Here is a 26,998-nt window from a genome sequence, read left to right as displayed (position 1 = left end):
GGGTTCGCGGGGTCGTGATGGGTGCCGGCGCGGTGTGGATCGGCGGTGTGCTTGCCGCCTATGCCGCCTGGTTCCCGGGAATGCCGAGCAGCTGGCGGTAGATATGCTCGTCCGCCTCGCCGAAGACGTCGAAGATGACGGTCGGCGTTGTCGGAGTGCTGTCATGGTCTGGATCGGCCGGTTCGCCTGATTGGTCGGCCCTGGCGCTTGTGTCCGCATGCCGGTCAAGCCACGCACGCACAGTGCGTACGGCGATTTCAGCTGCCTCCTGCTGTGGGAAGCCGAAGACCCCGGTGCTGATGCAGCAGAATACGATGCTGTGCAGGCCGTGTGTGACGGCGAGATCGAGGCAGCTGCGATAGCTTGAGGTGAGCAGTTCGCGGTCGCGGTCGCTGGGGTGTCCGGCGGCGATTGGCCCGACGGTATGGATGACATGCGTAGCCGGCAGATTGTACCCCGGTGTGATTTTCGCGCGTCCGGGCGCCTCGGGCGTGCCTTGTTCGCGCATAATCCGCGCGCATTCCAGGCGCAGTTCGACGCCTGCGAAGGTGTGGATCGCGTTGTCTATGCACAGATGCCCCGGCGCCCAGCACCCCAGCATCTCGCTGTTGGCCGCGTTGACGATGGCATCCGCCCGAATCGCGGTGATATCGCCGCGCCACAACCGCAGTCGCGGGTCGGTCGCGGAAGGGATGACGCAGGCGTCGTCGATGGCGGTGATACCCCGGTCTGCGATGATATCGTGCAACAGGGCGTCCTGGTCCTTGAGCCACCCCCTGTCCGGCTCGATCGGTTCGCGCGTGTTCACGAACGCACGGAACAGCGCCCACAGGTCCTGCGCGGTCATGGCGGACAGGGCCGCTTCATCGGTGCGGATACCCGGTGTCCAGCCGCCGGTGTGGGCGCGTTCATCGGCAAGATAGCGCACCAGCGGTGTCAAGCGTTGCGCAAGCTGGTTCATGTCATGCCTTTCTGGGGGTGGGGGTTTCCGTTTTGGGTTTGTCTCGTGTCCGGGGCGCGCTCGTAACATCGCGTGACAGACAAGCCCACCTCTCATGACGGTATCGTACCGGTCGTGGGGGGTGGGCATTGGCTTGACGTCGATTATCGCGAAGAGCGGTAAGGGCGCGATTCAGGCTCAGGCGCGCACCACGGAGATACGCTGGCCGATATGGTTGCCCTTGGCGATCTCATCGACGATGGCGATGGCATAATCGGCGTAGCTGATGATGGATTCGCCGCGGTCATTGAGCTTCAGCTCCTCGCCGGCGAGAATATACTTGCCGGTGCGCTCGCCGTCAGCCTGGAAGTCGGCTGCCGGGGAGACGAAGGTCCAGCGCACGTCCTTGCGTTCGCGAAGCTCGGCGAGTGCTTTGCCCTGCGCCTTAGCGAGCGGCTTGAAGGCGTCCGGGAAGTCCGGAGTGTCGAAGAGCTGCGTCTTGTGCTCGGGATCCACATACAGGGATCCTGCGCCGCCGACCACGATGAGACGGGTCTGTGTGCCGGAGAGGATGTCCGCCAGGTGCTTGAGCGAGGTGGAGTGCTGCGGCAGGGTGTCGGGGCTCCAGGCGCCGAAGGCGTCCACAACCGCGTCGAAACCCTCGAGATCGTCGGCGGTCAAATCAAACAGGTCCTTGATGATGGCGTGCTGGGCGACGGTCTTGTTCTCGCCGCGAACGACCGCGATGACGTCGAAGCCACGATTGACGGCTTCCTTGACGATGAGTTTGCCGGCCTTGCCGTTTGCTGCGAATACTGCGATGGAAGTCATTGGTGTTCCTTACTGTTTGCTGGTTCAGGCTCGATTCGTGGCGCGTTGCCGGTCTGGCGGCCGGGCTGTGGACCATGTTGGTATCATTTCGAACCTTGGTATCTTTTTGACACTGTCGACTATAACGTATATAGTTACAAAAAGAAACAAAGCAGGGAAAAGTGCCTTGGGCACTTCTCGGTAACAATTTGATAGTTCCACGGAAAATCAGGAGAGAACATCGTGTCTGAATATACCGCCATCGGCGTGTTGCCTCGGGATTTGCCGGCCTGTCCGGTCGAAACCACGCTCAAACTGATCGGCAACAAGTGGGAAGTGCTTGTGTTGCGCGATCTGATGCCCGGCACCAAGCGGTTCGGCGAGCTCAAACAATCCATCGGCGGCATCTCGCAGAAAGTGCTGACGTCGAAACTGCGCGAGATGGAGGCCGACGGCTTGGTCGAGCGGCATGTCTTCGCGGAAGTGCCTCCTCGTGTGGAATACTCGCTGACGCCGCTGGGGCGCACCTTGAAGCCGGTCCTCGACGCGATGGAGCAGTGGGGCACGGCCTATAAGAAGAGGATTGCCGCCGGGCGGTAGTGTGTTTCGGGCTGGTAAATGCGACAACATGCTGGAATGTGACCACGTCTACACAGTTTCGTTACATATTTGCCAGAGTTTTTTCAGAAACGCGCATCGTTATTCCAAGAATTGAGCGGTTACATAATACATGTCAACGGTTCGGCCGGTGGCGAGGCCCATAGGTCGGCCCCATAATTGAACCCCTTCTTCTCTCTTCTCTCTCGCCCGGCGGCTTCTCACCGCCGGGTTTCTTCTTTCTTGCGACAACATGACGTGCGGCGGCATGGCACGTAGTGACGCGATACGCGGCGGCACGACAGCCAAGTGCTGCGCCGCGGGCCGGACCGCCGTTCCCTTTTACAAACTGGCTACGCTGGGATCTAGCTCAGCGTAGCCAGTTTGTGAGGATGACGGGGATTTCAGTCGCAGCGGCGGGTCAGCGGCTGCCACGGCTCGATATCCACCGGCTCGGTTTCGAGAATCGCCTTCGTCGCCTCGTCCAGATATTCCTTGCGGATGATCAGCTCGGTGACAAACCGATCGAACCAGTCGGCCGACGCGACATAATAGCCGTCCTTGCCTGCGTCCTTGCCCCAGCTGTTCTCGACCTTCCAACGATTCGGCTTGCCGTTGGCGTCCAGATTCACGCCGGTCAGCGTCATCGCGTGATTGCTTGCGGAATCCCAGTATTCCAAGCCCTGACCCTTATCAAAGGTGAACTCGGTGTCGAACAGCTGGTCCACGCGCACGGTGCCGCGGTCGAAAATCCCGGCGTCGCGCAGCGAGAACTGCATGCAATCGCACGCGAACCAGATCGGATGCCCCGCACTGAGTTGGTCGATGGCCGCCTTGCGGAACACATCGAGCGGCACGTTGACGAACTCCATATCCCCGGCTTCCGCCACATTCGCGGTCCATTTGATTCGGTAGCGCTTGCCGAACGGGGTGCGGGCCATCGGCGCGTTGCACAGCGTGACCGCGTCATTGACATCCACCGGCACATACTTGCGCACAAATTCAAGCGGCGTGATGCCGTATTCACGGATTTGCGGGCGGTCGTCGCGGCCGTCCTCGCCTTTGCCGCCCTTGCCTTCGGTGTCCTTGCCACCCTTGGCATCAGTTGTCTTGCCGGCATTCGACGCATCCGCAGACGCCTTGTCGTCGCTCTTCTTGCTGTCGGCGTCATCGTCACCCTTGGTGCGGGCCAGGAAATCAAACCGTTCCGGCGGCTCGCCCAGCGCGATGCAGCAGATGCGGTACACGGTCGCCATGTCCTCGGTTTTCGCCGCGCGCAGCGCTTCCAGGCTCTCGCCCGCCGCATGACGGCCACGCAAATCGGCGGCGAACTCGCGCAGCTTGGTGTTCAGATATTGCTTGAACGCGTCGGAATTGCGGGAATTCGCGGATTCCGGGTATGCGGATTTCGGGACCAGACCATACTTGTTGACCAGCGCAACGAACATCTGCCACCAGCCGCCGTCATCGGCAACAGTATCGTTGATGATTTCGAATACGCGGCTGTCGGTCGGCTCGTCAAGGGTTGCGAGCACGTTCTCTAGATATGTATTCGATTTTTCGATCGCATCCCAGAAGAACAGGTAGGATTCGGAGAACTCGAAATCCTCAAGCTTCCAACGATGCATGAGCTCATAGCGCAGGGTGTTGAGTGAGGCGAACATCCAGCAGCGGCCGGAATGCTCCTGATTCGTGATCGACCCCTGCTTGAGTTCGATTGAGAAGTCACGCGGGAGCGCACGCACGCCATGGTAATCGGTGGCGGCCTTCAGCACGCCCACGCTGGTGGCCGCGTTCGCCGCGACCGCGTTCGCCCGGTCGGCGTTGAACCGCTGGGAGAATTCGTGCAGCTGTTCTGGCCGCAACGCCTTGGAATCGTCTGGATTGGTGATGCCGTTCTTCGCCATGATGCTCCTTGCTTGTGTGTGTCGGTGTTGAGTGTGTACGCGTGCCATGCGTATATGTCCAAAACCTTCATCGTACTCCGGGCTGGTTCCGGGCTGTTGGTCGCTTGCTGTCGGCTGTGTGCCGTCGGTTGTTTGCTGTCAGTCGCGTGCGGTATCGCGTGTATGTCAGGACATACGTCGCGTGTCAGAAGCAAGCGTTCGGCAGTCCGCAGATGTCGCTTGTGCGCTGTCGCGTATGTCCGGACATGCGCGAGCCGACGGATATCAAGGGGTCTCGCCGTCCTTCTGCGCCTTACGCATGGTTGTGTATGTCATCGCATACGCGACCGGGCGGAATATTTCGGGCAACCGGGCAGTCGGGCAGTCGGGCAGCCGGGCAACTGGGCGATCAGGTAGCCAAGCAATCAGGCAGTTGGACAGTCAAGCGGTCAAGGAGCCAATCAGCCAATACCTTGGCCCATCAACGCCGCCCCCGATTGATTAGACTGGAAGCCATGTCCAAGCATCACCATCGCGACCGCAGCTGGGCGCCCGCCCCTGAGCCGCTTCCCACCGACGCGCGCGTCATCGACGATCACACGCATGTGGCGAGCGTCGTCCCCTTCTCCCGCGAAATGAACCGGCAGGCCATCGAGCGTGACCAGCCGCCGGTGCCCGTGTACTCGGTCGATGAGCTGCTCGCACAGGCGCAGGCCGTCGGCGTTGAGGGGGTCATCGATGTCGGCTGCGAATATCCGAATCTTGACACCGCTGTCCAGATGGCCCTCGACCACCCGGGTGTCGTGCATGCGGCGCTCGCCATCCACCCCAATGAGGCCGTATTGCACGGTCACCGCGGCGTTCCTGGGCCGGACGGTCTGCCACTGAGCTACAAGCCCTACCATGACGTCAGTTTCGAGGATGCTCTCGCGAGAGTGCACCGGCTGGCCCTCGACCACCCGCGCGAAGTGGTAGCGATCGGCGAGACCGGCATGGACCTGTTCCGCACTGGTGAAGGCGCCAAAGAGCTGCAACGACAAGCATTCCGCGACCATATCGCGCTCGCCAAGGAGTTGGGCCTGCCCATGCAGATCCACGACCGCGACTCGCATCGGGAAGTCATCGACACGCTGCTTGCGGACGGCAGCCCCGAACGTACGGTGTTCCACAGCTATTCCGGCGACGCCGAGATGGGTCGCATCGCGGCCGAACACGGCTGGTATCTAAGCTTTTCGGGAACCGTCAGCTACAAGGGCAACGACGGGATCCGTGAATCGGCGCGGCTCGTCGGTCTCGACCACATCATGGTGGAGACAGATGCTCCGTATCTGAGCCCGATGCCCTACCGCGGGCGTACCAACGCGCCGTACATGATTCCGTACACGCTGGCCGCGCTCGCCGAGGTCTTCGACCTGCCGGTGGCTGAGGTCGCGCGCGCCACCCGTCGCACTACGCGTAAGGTGTACGGCATTTGAGCGGACGGATTGCCCGGCGTCTCAGGGATGTGCAGCAAGTTGCCGATGACGGCGTATTCCCGGTGGTTGTGAAAATTAGACAGAACCGTGGAATACCCCCATTTTGCGCCCGGATTGTTGCAATATCTCGTGACCGTCGTATAGACTTGCGGCTGTCTGTAAAGGAATCGTGATGGTACTACGATTCGCTTGCCAGGCATGAGTGTTCACGAGCGGGGAGGGTCCCCGCCGATGGAGGAATGTTATGGCGGAATCACGGCAGCGCGAATCTTCGCATACCGCCAATCAGTCTAAGCAATCAGAAGAGCAGCAGGCTGATGAACGTATGCGTGAGACGTTGCTGAAGGCCGATACCTTCACCAACGCGCCCAAGGTCTCTCGCAAGACGACGACCAAAGAAGAGCGCGAGGTAATCGCCAAGCAGCAAGAAGAAGAACATAAGGAAGCAGAAAAGCTCGCGAAAACAGCGACCAAGGGAGCTATCGGCCGCTGGTGGACCCGCGTGCAATCCGGTCCGAACAAGGTCACCTTCGCGATGGCGATTGTCGCGCTGGGCGTGGTGTACGGCGATATCGGCACCTCGCCGCTGTACACGATGCAGACCTTCCTTGCCGGACAGGGCGGCATCCAGCACGCCGACAGGGAAGCGATCCTCGGTGTGCTGTCGTTGGTATTCTGGTCAATCACTCTGATTACCACCGTCAAATATGTGCTGATTGCCATGCGCATCGATAACAAAGGCGAAGGTGGTATCTTCGCCCTGTATTCGTTGATTCGTAAGTATGGCGGCTGGCTAGCGATCCCCGCGATGCTCGGCGGTGCCGCGTTCCTTGCGGATTCGGTGCTTACCCCTGCCGTCTCGATTTCCTCGGCAGTCGAAGGTCTGAAGACTATTCCCGTGTTCGAACCGCTGTTCCGGGAGAACACGAACCTGACGATGATCATCACCGCGATCATCATCCTGTTGCTGTTTTCGGTGCAATCACGCGGTACGGAAAGCATCGGCCGCGTATTCGGCAGCATCGTGATGGTGTGGTTCGGCTTCCTCGCCGTCGTGGGCGTGTTCAACCTGGGCAATGATTGGAGCGTGTTCGCCGCCCTCAACCCGGTGTACGGCATCCGTTTCCTGTTCAGCCCGCATAACGCGGCCGGCATCGCCCTGATGGGCACGGTCTTCCTGTCGACCACGGGCGCCGAGGCGCTGTACTCGGATATGGGCCACGTGGGTCGCGGCAACATCTACTTCACTTGGCCGTTCATCAAGATCGCGCTCGTGTTCAACTACTTCGGGCAGGGCGCGTGGATGCTGCGCAACCAGCACAATCCCGCTCTGGAGAATGTGGACAGCCTCAATCCGTTCTTCCAGATGATGAGCCCGGGTGTGCGTTATCTTGCGGTCGCGCTGTCGGTCACCGCAGGCATCATCGCATCTCAGGCGCTGATCACCGGCGCGTTCACCATGGTCGCCGAAGCCACCGGCCTCAACTGGATGCCGCATCTGCAGGTGCGTTACCCGGCCCGTACACGCGGTCAGCTGTATATCCCGGTGGTCAACGGCGTGCTGTGCGTCTCCACGCTCGCCGTGCTGTTCCTGTTCCGCGATTCGGAGCATATCTCCGCCGCCTACGGCCTCGCGCTGACCATCACGATGATCACCACGACTGTGCTGCTCGCCGTGTACATGTGGTACAACCGACATAAAGTCGGGGCAATCGTGTTTTCGATCGTGTTCCTGTCCATCCAGATCATGTTCTTCATCGCCTCGATGGCGAAGTTCATGCACGGCGGCTGGTTCACGATGCTGCTGACCTTGATGATTCTGATGATCATGGTCACGTGGAACGACGGCACGAAGATCGAACGTTCGCAGCGTCGCCATATGAAGCGCAAGGATTTCCTGCCTGCGCTCGAGAAGCTGCACGGGGACTTCCGCATCCCGTATTTCGCAGACAATATCGTGTATCTGACGTCCGACAGCGAAATGAAGCGGCTTGACACCGACATCTTCTTCTCGATTTTCGCGGACCATCCCAAGCGTGCGCGCGCATGGTGGGCCGTGTCCGTGCAGACGACCGACGAGCCGTTTACCCGCGAGTATTCGGTGGAGAATTTCGGGACCGATTATCTGTTCCGTGTGAAGATTCGGCTCGGATTCAAGGTCTCTCAGTCCATTCCTGCATACATCCACCAAATCATGCACGATCTGGAGCATACGGGCGAGCTGCCGCAGCAGAAGTCTCAGTACCCGAAGCTCGACGCCGATCCGGGAGTAGGCACGATCAAGTATGTGCTGATCCACAAGGCGCTGATGCCGGAATCCACGATTTCGCAGCGTGGTGCGTTGTCCTTGCAGATGAAGTACGCGATTCGCCATGCGGCGGGTTCGCCGGTCAAGTGGTTCGGTCTGGCTCCGTACAATCCGCTGATCGAAGTGCAGCCGCTGTTCCTGTCGACGCGTCGGCCGCCGAGGCTCAAGCGTGAAGCGAATAATCTGCGGCAGATTGAGTCCAGTGAGGACGTGCTCGCGCTGACAAAGCCCACAGCGAAATCGTCGGCGAAGTCGTCAACGAAACCGGCGGTGAAACCGGCGGTGAAGTCCGAGCAAGCGTCGAAACCCGCGAAAAATGCGACTGCCGCCAAGCCCGATACTACGGCGAAAGCAGATAACTCCGTGAAGCCCGGCAGCAACGCCGACAAGCAGTCCGTCGCTAAGCCTGCGAAACAAGGCTCGCAGCAGGGCGCCGAGGCCAAGTCCGACCGCGCCTCGCAGCATCACGGCACAGCAAAATCGGGTGGTTCGTCGCGCCAATCAACAGGCCAGCGCAAGAGCCAGTGACCGAAGCCGCTGCTGAACCGGCGACAGCAGCAATGACTGCCGCAATCGAGAGCCGTCCGCAGGGGCGGCTCTTTGCTATAACCAACCCCTATAGCCACGCGCACCAGCCGTGTCCCGCCGCCCGTTAGAGTGGATGGTTATGTGCAGGTTACTGGGTTATGCGACTGCGGGTCTCAACCGCAGTCTGGAGGATGTGCTGGACGGTCAGGCTGTTAAGGACTTCCGTGCAATGAGCGCGGTCCACAATGACGGCTGGGGCACCGCTTCGTTGCGCACGCCCGAGGAACCGCCGTACCACAGGGATGGCGGTGCGCCTTCGCCTGAAACCGGCACTCGCTTGTACAAGACCACTACGTCGGCTTTGCATGACCCGGTGTTTGAAGATCTCGCCCAGCAGCCGGCTCGCGGCGCGCTGTGGCATTTCCGCCTCGCCAGCTCGCATCTGCCGCTGATTCTGGAGAACCAGCAGCCGTTCTTCGCCAATGGGCTGAGCTTCATCCATAATGGCGATATTTCGGACGATCAGGGCCGCAATATCATTGAGAACCGTGATTTTCCCGTGGATCACAGCGTATTTCTGTCCACGGGCGGTCGCAGCGATTCCGCGGTATTCTTCGCGGTGATTTTGGAATACATCGGTTTTGGCTTCCCGCTGGATGAGGCGGTCGCCCAGGCGGTGCGCGAGTTGCGGCAGAGCTACCCGAAATCCAGCTACAATTGCATGATTCAAAGCGGCGATCAGCTGGTGGCGTTGCGTGCGTCCGGGCGGACGGAGGTCCCGTCGCGCATCATGGAGGTCTACTCAGGGTACGGCTGGCAGCAGCATGCCATCGACTATCGCGTGATTCGATATCGGCGGATTCTGGACGCTGATGGCACGGCAGAGGGCGTGGTCGTCGCCAGCTCCGGCTTCCCACAGAGTGAGGCCGACGGCTGGACGGAGCTTGACAACGACCAGATGCTCGTCGCCTCGAACCGCACCGGCGAGTTCCGCATCGAAACCATCTGAGTCGCCTTCACCCAGACTGTTTACGCTGGGAGGCTTGTGAGCGTAGCTGGTTTGTGGGAGGTTCCAAACTGGTGACGTTGGAGGGCCCCTGGGCGTAACCGTTTCGTGTGTCTACAAACTGTTTACGCTGGGAGGGCGCGTTGCGCAGACAGTTTGTGTGAGGGGCGCTTCTGGCGCAACGGGCGGAGAGGATTCGGCTCGTTCCCTACAATGGACGGTATGAGTGGATATGTTCCGACACTGGCCCAAGTCGATGAGCTGCACAGGAAAATCGCGCCATCACAGGCGGCATATGATCTGATACACACGCATTGCGTCATCGTCGCAACCATCGCCCGCGAAATCGTGCGGCACCAGAATGCGCTGTTCGTGCGGCGCTGCACCCTGCCGAAAGATGATTCCGGGCGTCCCGACCCATCGCAGGCTGCGGCCTCCGACGGCATCACCGGTGGCGAAATCCCGCCGAGACTGCTGGATGAGAACCTTGTGGTGATTGGCGGATTGCTGCACGACATCGGCACGTACCGTGTGCTCAAGCACGACGGGTCCGACGGCGAGCCCCTGAAATTCGACGGCCCGCACTACATCGAGCACGGCCTGCTTGGCTACCAGTACCTGCTGGATGAAGGCGTGGACGAGTCCATCGCCCAGTTCGCTCGCAACCATACCGGCGTGGGGCTCACGAAAGACGAGGTAATCCGGCAGGGGCTGCCCTTGCCGCCGGCGGATTACGTGCCCGTCAACCTCGAACAAGAGGTGGTCATGGTCGCTGATAAATACAACAGCAAATCCGTGCCTCCGAAGTTCCTCACCGCGCAATCGTACGCGAACAAGGCGGCCCGTTTCGGCGAGGGGAACCGCCGAGCATGGCTCGACTTGGTGGACAAGTACGGCGAGCCGGACATTCCAGCGCTCGCCGAGCAGTTTCACCAGCGCGTGGTATGAGCTTAGCTTGGTCCGGGTTGCTACGCTCTTGCTTAGGCAACCTGGGCACGGTTTGACAATGGCCTGCATCCCCACTTTCGCAGGTGCAGGCCATTGTTCTATCGCGTATCGGCACTAGCGACTGTTCGGCTGTGCCGATTTCCGTCAGTCGTACAGCGTGAACGCCTCGTCACAGGCGTCGGCCACGTCGTCATTGTCGGTGACGATGATGACGCAACGTCCGGAATCCGCGGTTCGCCGATTCGGGTGGGCGAGCTTGTTGAGCAGGTCGAGGATGGTCGCGGAGTCTTCCTTGTCGAGACCGCCCGTCGGCTCGTCGAGCAACAGGACCTCGGCCTCGCAGCAGATGGCACGCGCGATGGACAGACGCCTGCGGTCAATCTCCCGAAGCTTGCCTGCAGGCGTGTGCACGAGCGCTTCGTAGTTCTCGACGGCAAGGTCGCTGCCATCGCCGAAACCGGTCTGGTCCAGCAGGTCACGTGCGATATCGGGCTTGGGCTGCAGGAAGTTGCGGCCGGACGCGTCCATCGTGTACACAAGGTTGGCGATGGCACCCAAGTCGTCGCGGATTGCATAGCGCTGCGGCACCACGCCTAGACGGTGTGCGCGCGCTTCAGCTGGGTCGAAAGAGGCGAGATCGCTGCTTTTCAGCATGACCCTGCCGCTGGTTGGAAACACCATGCCTGAGGCGACGGCCATGAATCCTGCGCGCTGCTCGGCGTCATCGGGGTCGACCATGATTGCGTACGTGCGGCCGATATAGCAGTCCATGCTGATGTTGTCGAGCACGTCACGGCCGGTTTTGCGGTTGCTCAGGATGACGTTGTTGAATGCGAACGACGGGTATGCCTTCAGTGTGATGTGGCGGCGTTGGCGCAGTTCCCTGTCGATGTGGGATGATGCGCGGGTCGCGGTGTCGGCGTGCGCAACCGTCCGGGCGCTGTGGGTGTGTGGAACGGCTGTGGAGACCCCGGGTTTGGCGGTGTTGCCGGCGGCCGTCTTGTCGGATGCTGGTGCCGCTGCGGTTGCATCGGGCGTCGCCTTGCTGGCGTTTTCGGCGGTGTCGGTGTTTGCGGTGTCGGTTTGCGCATCCGCGTCCACATGTGCAGCTTGCTCATCTGCGCTTTCGGCTGCATCGTCGGTCTCGTCAGCTTCGTCAGCCGTGGCGGTATCTGCGGTATCGAGATCGGCGTCATCCGCGGTGTCGTCAATAACGACGCTGAACTGCACGGATTCCGTGGATTCGTCCAGCTGTTCGATCTGGTCGGCCTTGGTCGGCTCGTTGTTTTCGCTCACTTGGATTCCTCCTTGGTCTGCTCGGCTTGTGTCGTCGGCGCGTCTTCGACGTCTCCCGTGTCTCCTGCATCTCCGGCGCTGTCGTCGCTTTCGGCATTGCTGACATTGCTGACGTTGGCGTAATCGCCGCTGTCACGCGGTGCGAACAGTGAGATTCTGCGTACGGCGACGACGCGGAACATGGCGATGAACGACAGCACCAGGCAAGCGAGCAGGCCGTAGCCGATGGTCTGCCAAACGAGGCTCGCGGACATCGTCACGTCATAGCCGCCGGCAAGCTGATGGGCGAGCGGCTTGGTGCCGAATCCGCCGGCCAGCGCGCCAATCGCGAAGCCAAATACCGTGGGGAACAGGACTTCGAGCATGAACTGCCATGCAATGCGCGCTTTGGTAACGCCGACCAGCATGGCGGTCGCGATTTCGCCGCGGCGGTGCACCAGACCGAGCACAACCAGCACAACGAGCAGCAGCCCGCCGACAATCAGCAGCACAATCCGGGCGATACGCAGGCGTTCCGCCAACTTGCCCAGCGGCTTGATGCTTTCGGTGTAGGCCTCAAGCGAAGTGGAGACGATTTCGTAGCCGGTCGGCAGCTTCGCCTTCTTGACCAGCGCGACGAACTTCTTGTACGCGCTCACGCTGTCAAGCGTAAAGGTGACCTGGAGATCCGGAACCGCCCATCCTTTGCCGGTGGTCGTGTCGAAGTTGTTGATGGCGAACGCGTAATAACCGACGAAAATCGCGTTGTCGCGGTTGTCTTTTGCCAGTTTCGTGGAGGCGGCTGTCTGTCCGTCCTTGTACCGGTAGATGCCGGCAACCTTGAGCTTGACGGTGGTCTTCGCGTCGGTGGGGCTGGCGATGGTGAAGGTGTCGCCGACCTTGAGATTGTTCTTCTTGGCAACGGTTTCGGAGATCAGCGCTGACGTCGAATCCGTGCTGGATGTGGAATAGGACAGGTTCTTGCCCTTGACGATGGTAAAGGCGCCCTGCGCATTGGCGGCTGCGGCCTCCTTGCTGTAGAAGGTTCGCAACGTGAACTCGCCGCCGGTCTTGCTGGCATCCTGGTCGGCGGTGCCTGCAACGGCCTTGAACTTCGACGTCTGCCTGACCGGCACGGATTCGGTGAAGGTGTAGGTGAAGCTGATGCTCGCACTTTGCGCGGCGCTGGCGTACGTGGAATATTGCGTCCACGACAGGTAGTTCTTAGTCCAGCTGGAGTCGGCGCCGTTGTACTTGGACTGTACGGACTGCTTAAGCTTCAGATCGAAGGTGGGCTTTTGAGCGTCATAGCCGGAGCCGTACGCGGTGTCGCTTGCCTGGATGACCGCAGTGGAAAACATCGTTCCGAAAGTGACAATCAGGGCGGTGATGATGGTGAGCAACGAACGCCACTTATGGCGTGTGAGCGCTGCCCATGCGTTCTTGAGAACGAACATGCGGTACTTCTCCAGTCTCTGGCGGTGCTGACCGCCGGGTGCGTACATGGTGGCGTTGGCCGAGGCGCTCCGGTCAGCGGGGCAATGATCCCATACCAACACTATTGCTAGTCTACGTTCGTGTAGTCTTGCACGACACTGGCATTGTACTTGCGAAATGCTGGGAAAATCGTAAATGCGCAGCGTTTCCATTCCTGTACGTGTCCCATGCGTGGCGAATTTTGGCAGATTTTGGCTGATTTCGGGGCCGCCTCGTTGATAAGCGGTGAATTCGTGCCACACGTAAGTTCGGATAGAATGGGCGGGTGAGATGTGCTCGTTGGATGGTGCCCTTGTGCTCAGTGATCGGGGTGGGTATTGCGTTTGGCGTGGTGATGGGGTGGTTCCCGCACACGTCGATGATTTGGCAGTATCCGTTGCAGCAGATTGACGCTCCGGCGCATTATTATTTCGTCCGCCGCATTCTGGGGGAGGGGCTCGGCTCGGCGACGCACTTGTGGCCGAATGACGCGTATTATCCGCCGCTGTTCCACATGCTGGCAGCCGGGTTGGTGAACCTGGCGTCGGTGTTCGGCGCGAAGATGCCGATTTACACAGCGGTGAACATTGTATGGCTGGTGACTTCGGGCGTCGTGTGGCCGGCCGGCGTACTGCTGTTGTCCACATACTGGACACGTTTAGTGGATCCTCAGGGTTGGCGGCCGTTCTCCTGCGCGATGGCGATTATCGTGCCCGTGCTATCCGTCTCCTCGGCGAGTCACCCGTTCCTGATGCTCGCCCGCGGTCCGCTGTACGCCTACGGACTGGCGACCTCGCTTCTGCCGTATTGGCTGTATATCACGTTGCGTTTGTGTGACGCCCTGACCGACCGTTGGCGGCGGCACAAGGCGGGGGCCGCGGCGGATGACAAGACTGGGCGGGGGACGCAGGCCGCCGCACCGGCAACCGCTCCTGAAACCGCGTCCGAAATCGCTCCCACGATGAAGCAGGCGCAGGCGCGGGCGCTCGTATGGCCGTGGATTCTCGGATTCATCGCCATCGGCGGGCTGTGCATATTCGCCCATCCGCGCATCGTCTTCTCCTGGCTGCTGCTCATGGCGCCGTTCATCGTGCTGCGCATGCCGTGGAAAGTCATCGCGGGGCTCGCCGGCGCGGTTGTATGCGGGGCTGCGGCGCTGCTCGTATATATGCGCGGCTCCTATCAATCCAACCGGTACGGCAATCCGGCGGCATGGTTCCACACCTTCGTGCCATCGCGCACGGTGCCTCAAGCGTTGCGCACCTTCATTACGGACAATATCTCCGGCCCGGGCGGGTGGTTGATGGCGGGCGTGACCGTGCTTGCGCTGGTCGTCATCGGCTACGTGATCGCACGGCCGCAGCAAGTGTTCAAGCGTGCTGATTCCAACGCTGCTCATCCCGGTGAAAGCGGATACCACAACACCCGTAGGGATGCGATTGCTCTGGTCGTCGCATGGCTGCTGCTCATGTTGCTGTTCGTCTGCTCGACCTCGCTGACCGGGTGGTTCCCGAATATCGTCGCCGCTGCCTGGTACCGGGCGGAGACCCGGCCACTGAGCGTGATTCCGTTCGGCGTGATTCCGCTGCTGGTCTTCGCCGCGTGTGCGGTGGCGGGCGGTGACGGATCGGTGTCGGTCCCGATGCCGTGGAAGGGCGGTGGCCGTGTGCGTAGCGGTGGCCGTGTGTGCGGCGACATCCGGTTGACGCGTACCGCCCGGCAGAGCATCGTTGTGGTCGTGCTGGCGGCGCTCGCCGTCACCTGCCAGTTCGGCAATACGGAACGGGCGGGGTTGTCGCAATCGGTGTATCACAACGTGCAACTGACCGATGAGCGGCCGGACGAACAGTTGACATCCAGCAAGTATCGAGCACTCGGCGAGGTCGTGAAGGTGACCGGTACGCGCGCGGTCGTCATATCCGATCCGCTAAATGGCTCGATGTACGCAGTAAGCCTGTACGGGGCCAACATGTTGTACCCGATTTACAACCCGATGAAAGAGAAAAACGGCGCGATTTTCGAGCAGACCGAGCTGTCCTTCGCCTCGGGGGATGACGCGCGGCTGCTCAATACCGTGTGCCCGCTGGGTGGCGGCGACACTCCCACATATTTCCTGACGATGGGTCCTCAGGCACCGAGCCTGCAAATGTTCACGTTCCGCCAGCAGTTCGACCCGTTCCACGACGAAGGGCTGATTGCGCAATATGAGCGCCACGGCACGCTCGTCAAAGTGCGTGATCTTGGCCAATACGGGCATGGCTGGGCGCTCTACCGCTTCGGATGCGGCGTCGTGCGCGGCTGATGTTGGCAAGCACCCATGACGAGTACAAACTGGCTGCGCTGACGGCTTGCTTTGCGTAACTAGTTTGTGGAGTTACAAGCTATTCGGGCTTGTCAACGCTGACGACAACGGTGCTGACGATTTTGTCGGCGAAGGTTTGCCGTTGACTGTCCCACAGCGGCCAAAGGAAGCCGATGCACAACGACGCGAAATCAGCGAGATGCGCCAGTTCTCGCAATCCCATTCTCAGGGCTGATATCGGGGCGCCGGATTCCTGGTCGAGCACTTGCAGACGCAGAAGCTGGTGCGCCCATGATTGCCCGTTGCGTGTGGATAAGGCGGAGATGACGCCGGCGACAAGCAGACTGGCGCAGCCGATCCAGGTTTCAGCGGCTCCGCCCGGTGAGGATTTGCCGAACAGCAGGGTGCCGATGAGCTGCGACAGCAACGATGCTGGCAGTACGATGCGAAGGATATACGCCGCGGCTCGGCGCAGCCAGAGGGTGAACATCGTTGTTCCTTTCCGTCGACGGCCGGGCAAGAGGTATTGCAAGGGCTTACCGGCCGTACTGTGAGGTCGTATTGCCAAGTGTAGCGGTTGGAGCGGCGGCGCGCGGACTGAAACGCGGGGTTAGCGGGGCGAGCGGATTGTGCCCGTGCCGGGTGCCGGTGACGGGCGGTTGCTCTCTGCTTCTGCCGATGGTGTGCTGATGGTGGGTATCGACAGACGGTCTGTTTTCTGCTTCTGCCGACGATGAGGTGCCTGTTAGTGTCGGCCGACGGTTTTTGGGATTATGCCCGTGCCGAGAGACTTGCAGTGGGCGCGCGAATTGGCCGATAGCCCCAAACGGAGGGTACCTGGGGGGAACCGACAATCGGGGGGAATCAAAGCGAAACCCCGGAAACCGAATGTTTTCAACGGTTTCCGGGGTTCAAATCCGGGCGGAGGATACGAGATTCGAACTCGTGAGGCTGTTACACCAACACGCTTTCCAAGCGTGCGCCATAGACCACTAGGCGAATCCTCCATTGCTTGTGGAAACGCGCCTGCGCGCGTAACCGGGCAACTCGAATAGAATACCACGAACTATCGGACATGCAAACCCGCGTGGGTGTGTCGCGCGCGATGCACCGCCCCTCACGCGGATGTCCTACACTTGGAGGTATGTCCATCGCATCACAGGAAGCACTTAAGCAGCTCGACCGTATTGTCGCGCTCGGCTACCCTGATGTGGCCGATATGAGCGCGGAGGCATTCCGCGCGCTTGCCCGCCCGCTCATCAGCGCGCTCGAAGACAGCGATCTCGGTGCGAATATCCTGCTCGTGCCTACGCGCGAGTTGGTGTCGCCGGAATCCCTGATCGCACGAACCAGCATCAACCGCATGGCCGGTTTCACAACGATGCCGCCGCGCGATATCGCCAGTTTCCTGCCGCAAGACGGTTTCGAACCGCCGGAAGGTCCGTTCTACCTGGTCATCGACCCACACACGGGCACCGCGTATATCAACCGCGAACCGGATGTCGCGCGCAAACTTATCGATTCCGATGAGCGTCTGCCGCTCACACTTGAGGAGGGGCTCGCCATCGCCACCCAGCATCCGGACTGGCTGGTGGAGAAAAACGGGTTCAACCTGCTCGGTTCGCGCAGTGCCGACGGTCGCGCGCCCAGCATTTGGATGAGCCAGAACGCTCCAAGGCTGGGCGCCGTGTGGCCGAATTCGCGGCACACATGGTTGGGAAACGCCTACTGCCGTTCGCGCTGCGGGGTTTCGCTCTTCCACTGGGCATGATTATTGGGCGTGCTCACTAGTCATGGCTACTGGGCGTAGTCACTGGGCGTGATTACCGGGCATTGCGCGCCCGTAATCAGCCCGCGACTGGTTCGCGACCAGCCCGCTCTACTGTCGCATCCACTCCTGATCATCGAGTTTGTCGAGCGTCCGCAACAACGCATCGACATGTCCCTTCGCCCGCACATTGTATTTCGCAACGCGGATGATGCCATCGCCGTCAATCACGAAGGTCGAACGGATTACGCCCAGACGCACTTTGCCGTACAGATTCTTCTCGCCGTATGCGCCGTAGAGACGATGCACAGTCAGATCAGGATCTGACAGCAACGGGAACGTCAGATGGTCGCGCTCCCGGAATCGCGCAAGCTTGTCGAGCGGATCCTTCGACACGCCGAGCACGGTAAAACCGAGTGCCGACAGGCGCGCAAGATTATCGCGAAAATCGCAGGCTTCCGTCGTGCATCCTGGGGTCATCGCCGCAGGGTAGAAGTACAGGACGATGTTCTTGCCCCGCAGTGCGGACAGGGTGACGGTATCGCCCGTGTCGCTGGGAAGCGTGAAATCCGGGGCCGTCTGCCCGGCTTCGAGCCGTACTGGTGTCGGGTGTGCGTTGTCTGTCATTGTGTCTCCTTGTCATTATTGGCGGCGATCGGCCATCCAAGCGAGCGGAGCGCATCGGCCGTGTCAATGAGCGGGATTCGCTCCTGCTCGACGCGCAGATGGGTTGGACCGTCGGACAAACCGGATTCGTCGGATTGCCCGACGGCCTCGCCACATGTGAGCAGATAGAGCTCACGCTCGCCAAAGTCAAGTGTGGGCGTCGCCTTGGGCTCGCGCGAAGTGAGCGGTGTGCTGGTTGAGGCGAGATTGGTGCCGAACCATGAGTAGCGCTGGTAGGCTTCTAAATCCATGAATAGCGATTGGCAGCGTACCCCGGTGTGCCGTACGGCGTCGAGGATTTCCAAGCCGTCGGCGTCCATATCGCCCCAATAGACGACCTGCGGGCTGGAATCATCCCCGTCGTCCGGTCTTGCGGTGGTAAGCCACGGCAGTAGCAGCGCGATTGATGCCAAAATCGCCTTACCGGCTCCCCAAACGCACAATCCGTGCGCGATGTCGGGCATGGATTGGTAGGTATCCTTATTCTCCACGATGATGACATAGCGGATATCGCGCTCGCCACCGGGCCGCCACGGCCTGGTGATCATCATTTCCGGTTCGTTCGAGTAGGCCGGGTCAAGCCAGCGCATACGCAACTCCGGCGGGCGGTCAGACAATCCCAGCGAATCCTTGCCGCACAAGGTGCAGATGACGTTGCGGCGATGCGTCTGATCAAGCCATTTCGCGCTGAACCCCGCGAGCGGGACTTGCCGTGGAGTCAACCCGGTTGCATCGTGCGCGCCGAAGAACTGCGCGGCGCGAATCACCAGTGTGACATCCACATCTGATTCACTGTCCAGCATTTTCGCCACGGATGCCGCGGTGTCGCGAGGAATCGAGCACTCGTCGGCCAACAGGTCGATGCGCTGGCGCGCCTTGCGGTAGTGCCGGGCGCTCGTCCGGTCCGCGATGCGCAACGCGGTCTGCTCATCCGCAACCGTAACCGTGTCGATCAACTCCACCGGCGTGACCATCAGCCGGTGCTTGTTCGTGACCGGACAACCTAGACGCTGCGCCCATTCGCGCAACGCATTGTTGGCCTTATGCCAGTCGGGCGCTTGGGCGGTCAGCGTGCGCTGGTCCGGCCACCGCACGGAGAAAACCAACGGCCATCGCGGTTCGGCATCATATCGACGCCGTTGCAGATATCTGGTGACGGCATCGCGGATTTCCGTGGGCGCTGTCCGGGCGTTCACACCACGTGCGCGTATGCCGGTCATGACTGTGGCTTTCTGCTGCTTGAGGCTGTGGAATCGCCGCTGTTGGTGACATCGCTGGTTTCCGCGGTATCGTCGGCGTTCCCGGCATCAGCCGGAATGCTGGAAGCCGCCGTGCCTGTCGACGATTTGCCAGCTGACGGATTGCGCTGCTCGAATGGTCCGCCGTCCGCATGTGCGCCGACCAGATCGAGTTCCTGCAGATGCGAATGGAGCCGCTCGTCTTTCAGCACCACATAGCCGCGCGTCGCCATCTCAAGGATTTCGCCGGTTTTGCTTTCCGGTGCGGATACGATGACTTGGAATCCCAGCCGTGGCAGCACCGCAAGTGCGCGCTGCGTGTACCGGCCGTCCGCCTTGATGAGCGCTTCATCGAGGAACAGCGTGGTGTAGGTGGGGTGTCCGCTGATATCGCCGCCCAACAGGTAGATGAGCGCAGCTCCGTACACGAAGGATGTGAGCTCCTGCAAGGCACCGCCGGATTTGCCGCCGGTCGAGGAGATGCGTTCGTCGGGGCCGTCATCATGGTGGACGACCGCGTAGAAGGAGCTGCGGGCGCGAGAATCGAGATCGCGGGCACCATATTGGCGGATTCCCGCGGTATCGCGCACTTTGCCCAGCTCGCTACGCAACAGTTCGACCATCGGTTTGCAGCTGTCGAACGCCCGCTTTGCGGTGCGGCTGTCGGACGCGCCGCCGGAGGGCTGCTCCGCCTGCCAGCTGTTGAGTCGCCCGATGGTCCGGCGTAACGTGCCGTTGAAGGCTGCGCTGCGTGGCCTGATGGTGACGTCGAGGGTGAGACTGCCGTGGCGTGGCCCGAACTGCTGGTCGCGCAGCATGGAGTTGATACGGTCGAGCTGTTCACGCACCTCGCGCTGGTCATTCTCGAGGCTCATACTCAGCTCATTGAAGTCGCGTTGCATCTTGTCCACGCTGTTGGCGATTTCCTCAGGGGTAGCCGCCTTCGCCACGATTTTGGACAGGTCCCTCAACTCGTCCTCGTAATACCGGTAGTCGTCCACCGTGGGGGTGACGGTCGTGTCGTCGGCGGCCCAGCGGGCAAGATAGTCGGACATGCGCCGTTCGACGGATGCCCGTGCCTTGTTGGCTTGAGTGGACGCCTCGCTGATGCGCTTGGTGATCGCATTGCCTACCATGCCGAGCACCCGCTCGTCGAATCTGCGGATTCCGGGTTGCCCTGGCAGAACAGTCATATGGGCCAGTTCGCCGGCCACAGAACCGGTCGCCGCGCTGTACGCGGTGGACAGCAGTTCGGTGACGGTATCCGGTAGCGTCGGCTGTTCCGCGGTGTCGGCGATCTGCCCCGCGCGTTCAGTCAGCCACGCTTCGGCGGCGTCGACGGCCTGCTGTGTGTTGGCGGCGGCGAACCGGGCGTTCGCCTGCGAGTCCAGCGCGTCCCGCAGCGCGTGCTGGAGTTGGTCGCGTCGCTCGGCGAGCTGAGCGAGTTTCGGGTCGTTGCGTAGCGTGTCGATGTCGCGCTCAAGGCGTTCCACATTCGCTTCGGTGCCGGCTTCGTCGACCTCCGTCCAAGAAAGATCGGCGATTTGCGATGACAAGGTACGCAGTTCGTCCAGATGGCTTTGCTGGCGCTTGATGTCCTCCCCATCCAACTCGCACTGCCTGAGCTGTTCGGACAGGCGGTCGATTTGCTGTTTGAGCCCGCGCAGGTACGCTTCGTCGGCGAAACCGATGACCTGGTTGATGCCTTTGGTGCCATACGAACCACGCTGACCGGCTTTAATCTGCCCGTCCGGCTGGATTTGCCGGGCGGTGTCGGCGTCGTCGATATGTTCTACACACAGCGCGTCTAGCCGCCGGGATGTGGTCTGCTCGCGCAGCCATCCCAAGAATGGAGAATCCTCGCGGAACCGCAGTTTTCCGGACAGCCGGTCGTCATGCTCGCCGTCCTCCCCGTGTTCCTGGGTGCCGCTTTGATAGTCGATATCGTCGATATCAATGAACTGCCAAGTGCGGCGGAACATGGTTGACGGGTCGATGGTGCTGACTTTTCGGGCGAATCCCCGCTCGTAACGGCGGTCGACCAAAATGATCTGCGCAATAGGACCATAGGCCACGTTCATCGCGGTACGCCACCGCTCTTCGTCTTTGCGCACGTCCATCAGCTCGGCGACATAGGGAAGATCGCGCTCGCTCAGCCCGGTCGCCTGCGCAATCGCCGCGCGGTCGTCTTCCATGTCTTGCGTGATACGGGTGCGCTTGCGGCTTTGCCGTTCGAAATCGCGCTTGATCGGGTCAAGACGGTCGGTGATGCCTTTGCGGCGAACCACGCAAGCGTCCCGCTGTCGCTGGAGCTCATCGCGTTGCACGTTCGCGTCCTCAATGAAATCCTGGGCTTCCTGCCGGCGCTGTTCCCACGATGCCTCGGATTGGGGCATCGGCTCGTCCGCCCGAGCGAACGCCTGTCGGATGCGCCCGACGGTATGACGCATCCGTTCCAGCTCCTGCAACGCCTGCTCATGCTCGTTTTCCAGATGGGTCAGGGTGTCGCCGCCGGCGCCGTGCATCATCTCGGTGACTTCGCCGAGTTCGCGTTGCACGTTTTCGACTGTCGTATCGGCTTTGTGACATTGCTCCTGCTGCCTCTCCAGCTCGCGGCGATCTTGCGGCAGCTGGTCGCGTACCGCGGACGCCAACCGGGAGAACACCCACGAGCGCAAGGTGGTCAATCCGGCGTCATCTTGCGGATCGGTGACCTGCAGATCACGCGCCTGCCTGGCCGCCTTATCGTATTCGGTGTGTTCGTCGCGGATTTCACGCAAGGCGTCCATCTGTCGGGCGTTTTCTTCCATACTGCGGAAGTTCTCGGCATACCGGTCGTAATCCTCAACCGCCTCGCGCGCCTTGGTCAGGGCGTTCGGGACATCGAGCACACCCTGCTTGAAAATGTCGTCAAGCCGCGAAGGCGCATCCGCCGACTGGATTTTGTACAGCAACCGGCATGCTGCGGCTTTCAATCCCATGCGTGTCCACACGGATTCATGGAAGTTTTCCGCGTTCGAATACACCGCGCACCCCGGATACACCTTGCGCAATTGGTCGGCGGTGAACGGTGAGGACCGGTAGCCGTCCATCTTTCGCGGGTCGATTTCATGGTTCCAGGACACGTATTGGCGCCGTACGTTGCCGCGCTCGTCGCCGGGGGACAGGTACAGGAACTTCGCGCATGAGAGCATCTCGCCGCCCATACGGTTGACATAGGTGTCCACAATCGCGCCCCACACCGCACTCGGGGTGCCGTCCTCGGCAGAACCGCGCAGATAGACGGCCGTCCCGCCCTCCGCGTCATCCGCCACGGCGGTCATGCCACGCAGATACGTGTAGTCGCTGCGTTCGGAACGCCCGGAATTCGAGGCCTTGTTGAACGCCGTGCCAGCAGGGTAGAGCAGGGAATTCTGCGCGTCCACCAGCGTGGATTTGCCGGATTCGCTGGCACCCGCGAGCAAGGTGATTGGCATGTCCGGGTCCATGGACGGGCAGAACACGTGGTAGCCCTCGTAGGACCCCCAATTGACCAGTTGGCGGCTGGCAAGCATCCAGTGGTCGGCCATCAGCGCTTCGTCGGTCATCACAACCTCGTTTCTTCGCCGGTTTGGGCGGCGGTAGCGCCGGCATTCAAACCGTCAGCGGTATTCGTGTATGTCGTGTCGGCAATATCAGACGTATCGGTATTCGCGGTTATCTGGACGTCTTCTTCGGGGTCATCCGCACTACCCGCGGCGCTGTTCTCGCTTTTGCCCAGCCACTGTTCGGCAAGCTCGGTGGTGAGTACGGCAGGGACCAGCGGCGTGATGCAGTACATGTCATCGGTGTCTTCAACGGGGGCGAGATATCCGTAGGTCACGCACCGTGAAATCGCGATGCCGATGCGTTTCATCACGCCTTCTTCGTCATTGCGTGCGGCCAGCCAGCCGGCGCCTGTGGTCAGCGCGGCGCGGATGTCGTCCGTGCTGATGATCCAGTCTTTGGACGATTCGCGTGAGCTCTCATAGCCGAGCACACGAATGCGCAGCAGAGCCAGCATCGCCGCCTCCTCGCGTGTCAGCGATGCCCGGGTTTTCAAGGATCGCATCCCCAATCCATCCGCTGTGACCGGTCTGGCGTACATCACTTGGTACCGCGGAACATCAACCAGTTCAAGCAGGTCGTCGTTGAGCGAGCGGCGTACCTCGTCCACATGGTCCAACGCCGTCTCATACGCGTCACCGGTGATGAACCGGTCACGTTTCAGCGCGATGGCGGCCGCGCGTGCTTCGGCGTCCATCGTGCTCGTGTCCCCGGGGAACAGCGCATGTGGATTGTCCGCAGGGTCGATATCCCCTATGGTGTCAGTGTCCCTGCCGGCATTCGACACACCGTCGGTCTCGCCGGAGCCGTCTTCATGGGCATCCACCATGGCATCGGCGTCGCCGTCCATGCGAGCAGTGCCCATGGCGGCCATCATGTCATCAAGTTCGTCGGTCATCGTCCCGCCCTTTCCACAAGTTCCGTGTCGCCGGATTCGCGTACATGCCGTTCGCGCTGATTCGGCCTATGCTCCTCGCCCGTCTCGCGGTCACCGCCCGTCACCAGCCGGCATCCGTCATGCGTCTTCTTCGATAATCTCATGCAACACGCCAACGTCTGCAAGTACCGGCCGTGTACGCCATGCGCGTGTCGTACCGTCCGCGGACACGCATCGCCATGTCGAGAACTGCCCGTTATCGTCCACGCGCAAGGTCCCCAGGAAACCGACTAGTTCGCTTTCGCGGCGTTCCGAATCGCTCAACTGGTTGAAACTCGCCGCGACGTCAACCCGCCCGTCGCGCATGATCGGGTCTTGCACGATCAGTGACAGCATATGCCGCAACCGCGGTCCGCCCGCCTCGACCATCGCGCGCAAATCCACGTCGGCGAAGCCGGGATTGTCATCATCCTGAACTGACGACACGGCATCCAGACTCGGCGGCGCTGCGAAAGCCATCGGGCGTGCCGGCCGTGTAGGCAGCGCAAGCAGCGTGGCGTCGCCCACATCAAACGAATACGGGCTGGGAGAAGACGCACCGGCCTTGATCTCTTGGCTGATTGTCGCGAACAGCCGGTTGAACGTGTCTAACGCCGTGCGATACCGGGTGTCGCTGCGCTGCCGGACCAGACGGCTCACCGCTTCGTCCGAGACGCGCACCTGATGGCGGACATCCTCGATGCCTTCGTAAATCCGCTTCAATTCCGCCCGCACCTGATTGAGCAGCTGATTCGGCTCACCGTGCAGGTACGGGCTTTTTGCGATATCCTGCACCGCATCATCGATTTGCCGCCGGCCCTCGTCGGTCACAATCACCTGGAACGCGTCCTCGAAACGCCGCCCGCTGTCCGACTCGCGCATCGAGCGGCGGTAGCGCTCATGGTATGCAGTAAGAATCTCGTCAACGCTCATTGAGTTCTCCTGCATACGTCGGCGCAGCGCGTCGCCGTTGTCGCGTTCCTCAAGCGCGAGCTCATGCAGGTCGACCGGTACGCCGCGCAAGGTGTTGTGCACCACGGCGATGATATCCTCGACATCCTTGTCGCTCAGGGACTCCACGGATTCACCGTTGCGGAGCCGGCTGATTTCCTGCTCGCGTTCCTTGACTTCGGACTCAAGCAGGGCGATGCGCTCGCTTGGATCGACGGTCAGACGTTTGCGGGCGTTCTCGACCTCCATGATGATGGAATTCGCCTGGGCACCGGACAGTGCGCGGGTCGTGTCCTCAAGCTGGGACAGCGCGTCGATCGCGCGGTGGGCGCGAGCAGTCAAACGGTACAGATAATGGTGAGAAGCGGGGTCATACGAGTTCGCGAGCCACGCGTAATCGCCTTCGCCCTCGCGAGTGAGTTCGACCAGCGTCTGATGGGCGCTGTCCTGGGCGGTCTCGCCGTCTTTGTACTGCCATTCGCCATCGTGCGAGAGCTCCTCGAGCGCGCTCGCCAGCCGCATCTCAAGCGTCTCTTTCGGCAGCTCGGCGGTCAATGGTTTGAAGCAGGTGCGCAGCAACGCGACGTATGTCATCGCATGATTGCGCAGCAACAGCCGAAGCACGCCTGTTTCATAGACCGGCCGCAGCCGTTCCAGTTGCGCCTTCACGTCGCTCACGAAACTGCCTCCTTCTGGTCTGTGCGTCGTCGCTGTCGGTATGTCGCCCGGAATGTCGCGAGACGGCACACCAGACATCATGTTATCGGACACGCATGAAGACCGTGGGCGCCCGCCGCCGATCCCGGGCTATGCTGGAACAGGAATCCGGTATTGGACTGTTGTGATACCGGGCCAAGGAGGACGACGATGGCCACACAAGATCGCAAGGAAGACGAACAACAGGCGCAACCCGTCGGCATCATCCCTGATGTGCCACGCAACCGGCCGCAACCCAACGGCAACGCCGCCATGAATCACGATCTGGCCCCGGACGGCACGGAACCACACAATGCGAAAATCGGTATTGCCGTCCTCGCCGCGCTGCTGGCGAATGTGATGGTCGCGGCGGTGAAATTCGTGGTGTTCATGATTACGCATTCGGCTTCAATGCTGTCTGAAAGCGTCCACAGCCTTGCCGATTCCGGCAACGAGCTCACGCTGATCATCGGCAATAAGCTGTCGCACCGGCCGCCGAGCCGCAAGCATCCGCTGGGCTGGTCGCGGGCGCGGTATCTTGCCTCGTTCATCGTTGCAGTTTCCCTGTTCGCCATCGGTGGCGTGTATTCGGCGAGCGAATCCATCGCGAAAATCCGCGAAGTCGTCTCCGGCGGGCCGCAGGCGCATGCCGTGGATGCGCACAATATGGCCATTGTGCTGGTCGTGACCGTGATTTGCGCGGCGATTGAGGGGTGGAGCCTGCACAACGGCATCAAGGAGGCGAAGGAACGCTTCGAGGAAACGCATGATCCCGGCCCGTTCAGCCTCATCAAGTTCTGGAAAGGTACGAAATCCAGTGATTTGGCGGTTGTGCTTGCCGAAGACACGCTGGCCGTGATTGGTCTGGCTTTCGCGTTTTTGGGGTCGCTGTTGGCGATTCTGACCGGTGATGAAATCTGGGATGCCATCGGCGGCACCAGCATCGGCATACTGCTGATCGTGGGGGCCCTGCTGCTGGGCGTGCAGGTCTCATCGCTGCTGATCGGCGAAGGCGCAAGCGACCACACATATCGCGTGATTACGCAAGTGTTGGCGGAGAATCCCGATGTTGAACGGGTGCTTGCCGATCCCGCGGCCATGCACTTGTCCGAGAAGCGCATTCTCGTGCTACTCAAGGTGCAGTTCCGCAACGAGACCGAGCTGGATGACGCCGCCGCGATCAATCGGCTGGAGAAACAGTTGCGCGCCGCCATTCCGTATTACACGCTGGACATTGTTGTGGAGCCGGACACGTATGACCCGGTCAAGGCCGCGAAAGTCGAGGATTGGGTGGACTGAACCGGGCGGGAGTTTATGCTGTCGGCGGCCGTGATTGACGAAAGTCCCGGTGCCGCGTGGGAGTTTATCGTATTATTGCGCATTCGCCGATAAACTCCCATCGGGCTGATTTCATGAGTCGCGGAATATCAACGATGTCGTTGGGAGATTATCTCGAAATCGTCGTTTCTGCCGAATTCTCCCGGGAGTTTCTTGCGATAGAGACAAATCGATCGCAATCTCCCGCAGTCGCTCCAGCTCTCCCGCGGTCGCAGTCACAGTCGGCTGAATATGGCGCCATATCAAGCATCCTGAATTCTTCTGCATCCGCATGTTTCCCCACGGTGAA

The 26,998-nt window shown here is 61.0% G+C and carries 19 protein-coding genes and 1 tRNA gene; 8 read left to right on the top strand and 12 right to left on the bottom strand.

The window, feature by feature from the left end; all coding sequences use genetic code 11:
• Nucleotides 1–58 precede the first annotated feature (58 nt).
• The gene (locus CQR48_RS08185) at nt 59–961 is read right to left on the bottom strand and encodes a protein-ADP-ribose hydrolase (protein WP_180335140.1); all 903 of its coding nucleotides are present in this window, start codon (nt 959–961) and stop codon (nt 59–61) included.
• Between the two features lie 177 nt (nt 962–1,138).
• On the bottom strand, nt 1,139–1,771 hold the full coding sequence (locus tag CQR48_RS08180) for an NAD(P)-dependent oxidoreductase (RefSeq protein ID WP_101452594.1): 633 nt from the start codon (nt 1,769–1,771) through the stop codon (nt 1,139–1,141).
• Nucleotides 1,772–1,993: 222 nt separating this feature from the next.
• Here CQR48_RS08180 and CQR48_RS08175 point away from each other — a divergent pair, with 222 nt between their 5' ends.
• Nucleotides 1,994–2,350, top strand: coding sequence for a winged helix-turn-helix transcriptional regulator (locus tag CQR48_RS08175; RefSeq protein WP_081965287.1), 357 nt, complete (start codon nt 1,994–1,996; stop codon nt 2,348–2,350).
• Between the two features lie 401 nt (nt 2,351–2,751).
• Here the strand turns inward: CQR48_RS08175 and CQR48_RS08170 are convergent, their stop codons facing one another.
• Nucleotides 2,752–4,254, bottom strand: a complete 1,503-nt coding sequence (locus CQR48_RS08170; RefSeq protein ID WP_101452593.1) for a C1 family peptidase — start codon at nt 4,252–4,254, stop codon at nt 2,752–2,754.
• A gap of 494 nt (nt 4,255–4,748) precedes the next feature.
• Here CQR48_RS08170 and CQR48_RS08165 point away from each other — a divergent pair, with 494 nt between their 5' ends.
• The 4 genes from CQR48_RS08165 to CQR48_RS08150 all read left to right on the top strand — a co-directional run bounded on the left by CQR48_RS08165 (nt 4,749) and on the right by CQR48_RS08150 (nt 10,498).
• Entirely contained in the window at nt 4,749–5,708 is a 960-nt protein-coding gene (locus tag CQR48_RS08165) for a TatD family hydrolase (RefSeq protein WP_033493549.1), read from the top strand.
• Between the two features lie 325 nt (nt 5,709–6,033).
• A complete protein-coding gene (locus CQR48_RS08160) occupies nt 6,034–8,544 on the top strand; it encodes a KUP/HAK/KT family potassium transporter (protein ID WP_371836389.1) in 2,511 nt (836 codons plus the stop codon).
• Between the two features lie 139 nt (nt 8,545–8,683).
• Nucleotides 8,684–9,553, top strand: a complete 870-nt coding sequence (locus CQR48_RS08155) for a class II glutamine amidotransferase (protein WP_101452591.1) — start codon at nt 8,684–8,686, stop codon at nt 9,551–9,553.
• Nucleotides 9,554–9,772: 219 nt separating this feature from the next.
• On the top strand, nt 9,773–10,498 hold the full coding sequence (locus tag CQR48_RS08150; protein WP_033493592.1) for an HD domain-containing protein: 726 nt from the start codon (nt 9,773–9,775) through the stop codon (nt 10,496–10,498).
• 144 nt (nt 10,499–10,642) lie between these two features.
• Here CQR48_RS08150 and CQR48_RS08145 read toward each other — a convergent pair whose 3' ends face one another.
• The gene (locus CQR48_RS08145) at nt 10,643–11,794 is read right to left on the bottom strand and encodes an ATP-binding cassette domain-containing protein (RefSeq protein ID WP_101452590.1); all 1,152 of its coding nucleotides are present in this window, start codon (nt 11,792–11,794) and stop codon (nt 10,643–10,645) included.
• A complete protein-coding gene (locus CQR48_RS08140; protein WP_180334593.1) occupies nt 11,791–13,230 on the bottom strand; it encodes an ABC transporter permease in 1,440 nt (479 codons plus the stop codon). The genes CQR48_RS08145 and CQR48_RS08140 overlap by 4 nt, the downstream gene beginning before the upstream one ends.
• Nucleotides 13,231–13,553: 323 nt before the next feature.
• On the opposite strand from CQR48_RS08140, the gene CQR48_RS08135 reads away from it, so the two are divergent.
• On the top strand, nt 13,554–15,551 hold the full coding sequence (locus CQR48_RS08135) for a DUF6541 family protein (RefSeq protein WP_343206339.1): 1,998 nt from the start codon (nt 13,554–13,556) through the stop codon (nt 15,549–15,551).
• A gap of 79 nt (nt 15,552–15,630) precedes the next feature.
• On the opposite strand, the gene CQR48_RS08130 is transcribed toward CQR48_RS08135, so the two are convergent.
• Both CQR48_RS08130 and CQR48_RS08125 read right to left on the bottom strand, forming a co-directional pair.
• Complete coding sequence (locus CQR48_RS08130; RefSeq protein WP_101452587.1) at nt 15,631–16,041, bottom strand: RDD family protein; 411 nt, start codon at nt 16,039–16,041, stop codon at nt 15,631–15,633.
• A gap of 432 nt (nt 16,042–16,473) precedes the next feature.
• Nucleotides 16,474–16,558, bottom strand: a tRNA-Ser gene (locus CQR48_RS08125).
• 137 nt (nt 16,559–16,695) lie between these two features.
• Here CQR48_RS08125 and CQR48_RS08120 point away from each other — a divergent pair.
• Nucleotides 16,696–17,322, top strand: coding sequence for a DUF5701 family protein (locus tag CQR48_RS08120; protein WP_015451164.1), 627 nt, complete (start codon nt 16,696–16,698; stop codon nt 17,320–17,322).
• Between the two features lie 108 nt (nt 17,323–17,430).
• Here CQR48_RS08120 and bcp read toward each other — a convergent pair whose 3' ends face one another.
• From bcp to CQR48_RS08095, 5 genes are all read right to left on the bottom strand, one after another.
• A complete protein-coding gene (bcp, locus tag CQR48_RS08115) occupies nt 17,431–17,946 on the bottom strand; it encodes a thioredoxin-dependent thiol peroxidase (RefSeq protein WP_015451163.1) in 516 nt (171 codons plus the stop codon).
• Nucleotides 17,943–19,205, bottom strand: coding sequence for a DUF3322 and DUF2220 domain-containing protein (locus CQR48_RS08110; protein ID WP_015451162.1), 1,263 nt, complete (start codon nt 19,203–19,205; stop codon nt 17,943–17,945). The genes bcp and CQR48_RS08110 overlap by 4 nt, the downstream gene beginning before the upstream one ends.
• Nucleotides 19,202–22,810: an ATP-binding protein gene (locus CQR48_RS08105; RefSeq protein WP_101452586.1), complete on the bottom strand. Its 3,609-nt coding sequence runs from the start codon at nt 22,808–22,810 to the stop codon at nt 19,202–19,204. The genes CQR48_RS08110 and CQR48_RS08105 overlap by 4 nt, the downstream gene beginning before the upstream one ends.
• Nucleotides 22,810–23,706 (bottom strand): DUF4194 domain-containing protein, encoded by an 897-nt coding sequence (locus tag CQR48_RS08100; protein ID WP_052401682.1) that lies wholly within the window; start codon nt 23,704–23,706, stop codon nt 22,810–22,812. Before CQR48_RS08100 ends, CQR48_RS08105 begins: the two co-directional genes overlap by 1 nt.
• A gap of 117 nt (nt 23,707–23,823) precedes the next feature.
• On the bottom strand, nt 23,824–25,353 hold the full coding sequence (locus CQR48_RS08095) for a DUF3375 family protein (RefSeq protein ID WP_101452585.1): 1,530 nt from the start codon (nt 25,351–25,353) through the stop codon (nt 23,824–23,826).
• A 189-nt stretch (nt 25,354–25,542) separates the two neighbouring features.
• Here CQR48_RS08095 and CQR48_RS08090 point away from each other — a divergent pair, with 189 nt between their 5' ends.
• The gene (locus tag CQR48_RS08090; RefSeq protein ID WP_101452584.1) at nt 25,543–26,670 is read left to right on the top strand and encodes a cation diffusion facilitator family transporter; all 1,128 of its coding nucleotides are present in this window, start codon (nt 25,543–25,545) and stop codon (nt 26,668–26,670) included.
• Nucleotides 26,671–26,998: the final 328 nt, after the last annotated feature.

Source organism: Bifidobacterium thermophilum (assembly GCF_002846655.1).
Classification (GTDB): domain Bacteria; phylum Actinomycetota; class Actinomycetes; order Actinomycetales; family Bifidobacteriaceae; genus Bifidobacterium; species Bifidobacterium thermophilum.
The sequence above is the reverse complement of the archived record's forward strand: the minus strand, read 5'-3'. Positions and strand labels throughout refer to the sequence as shown.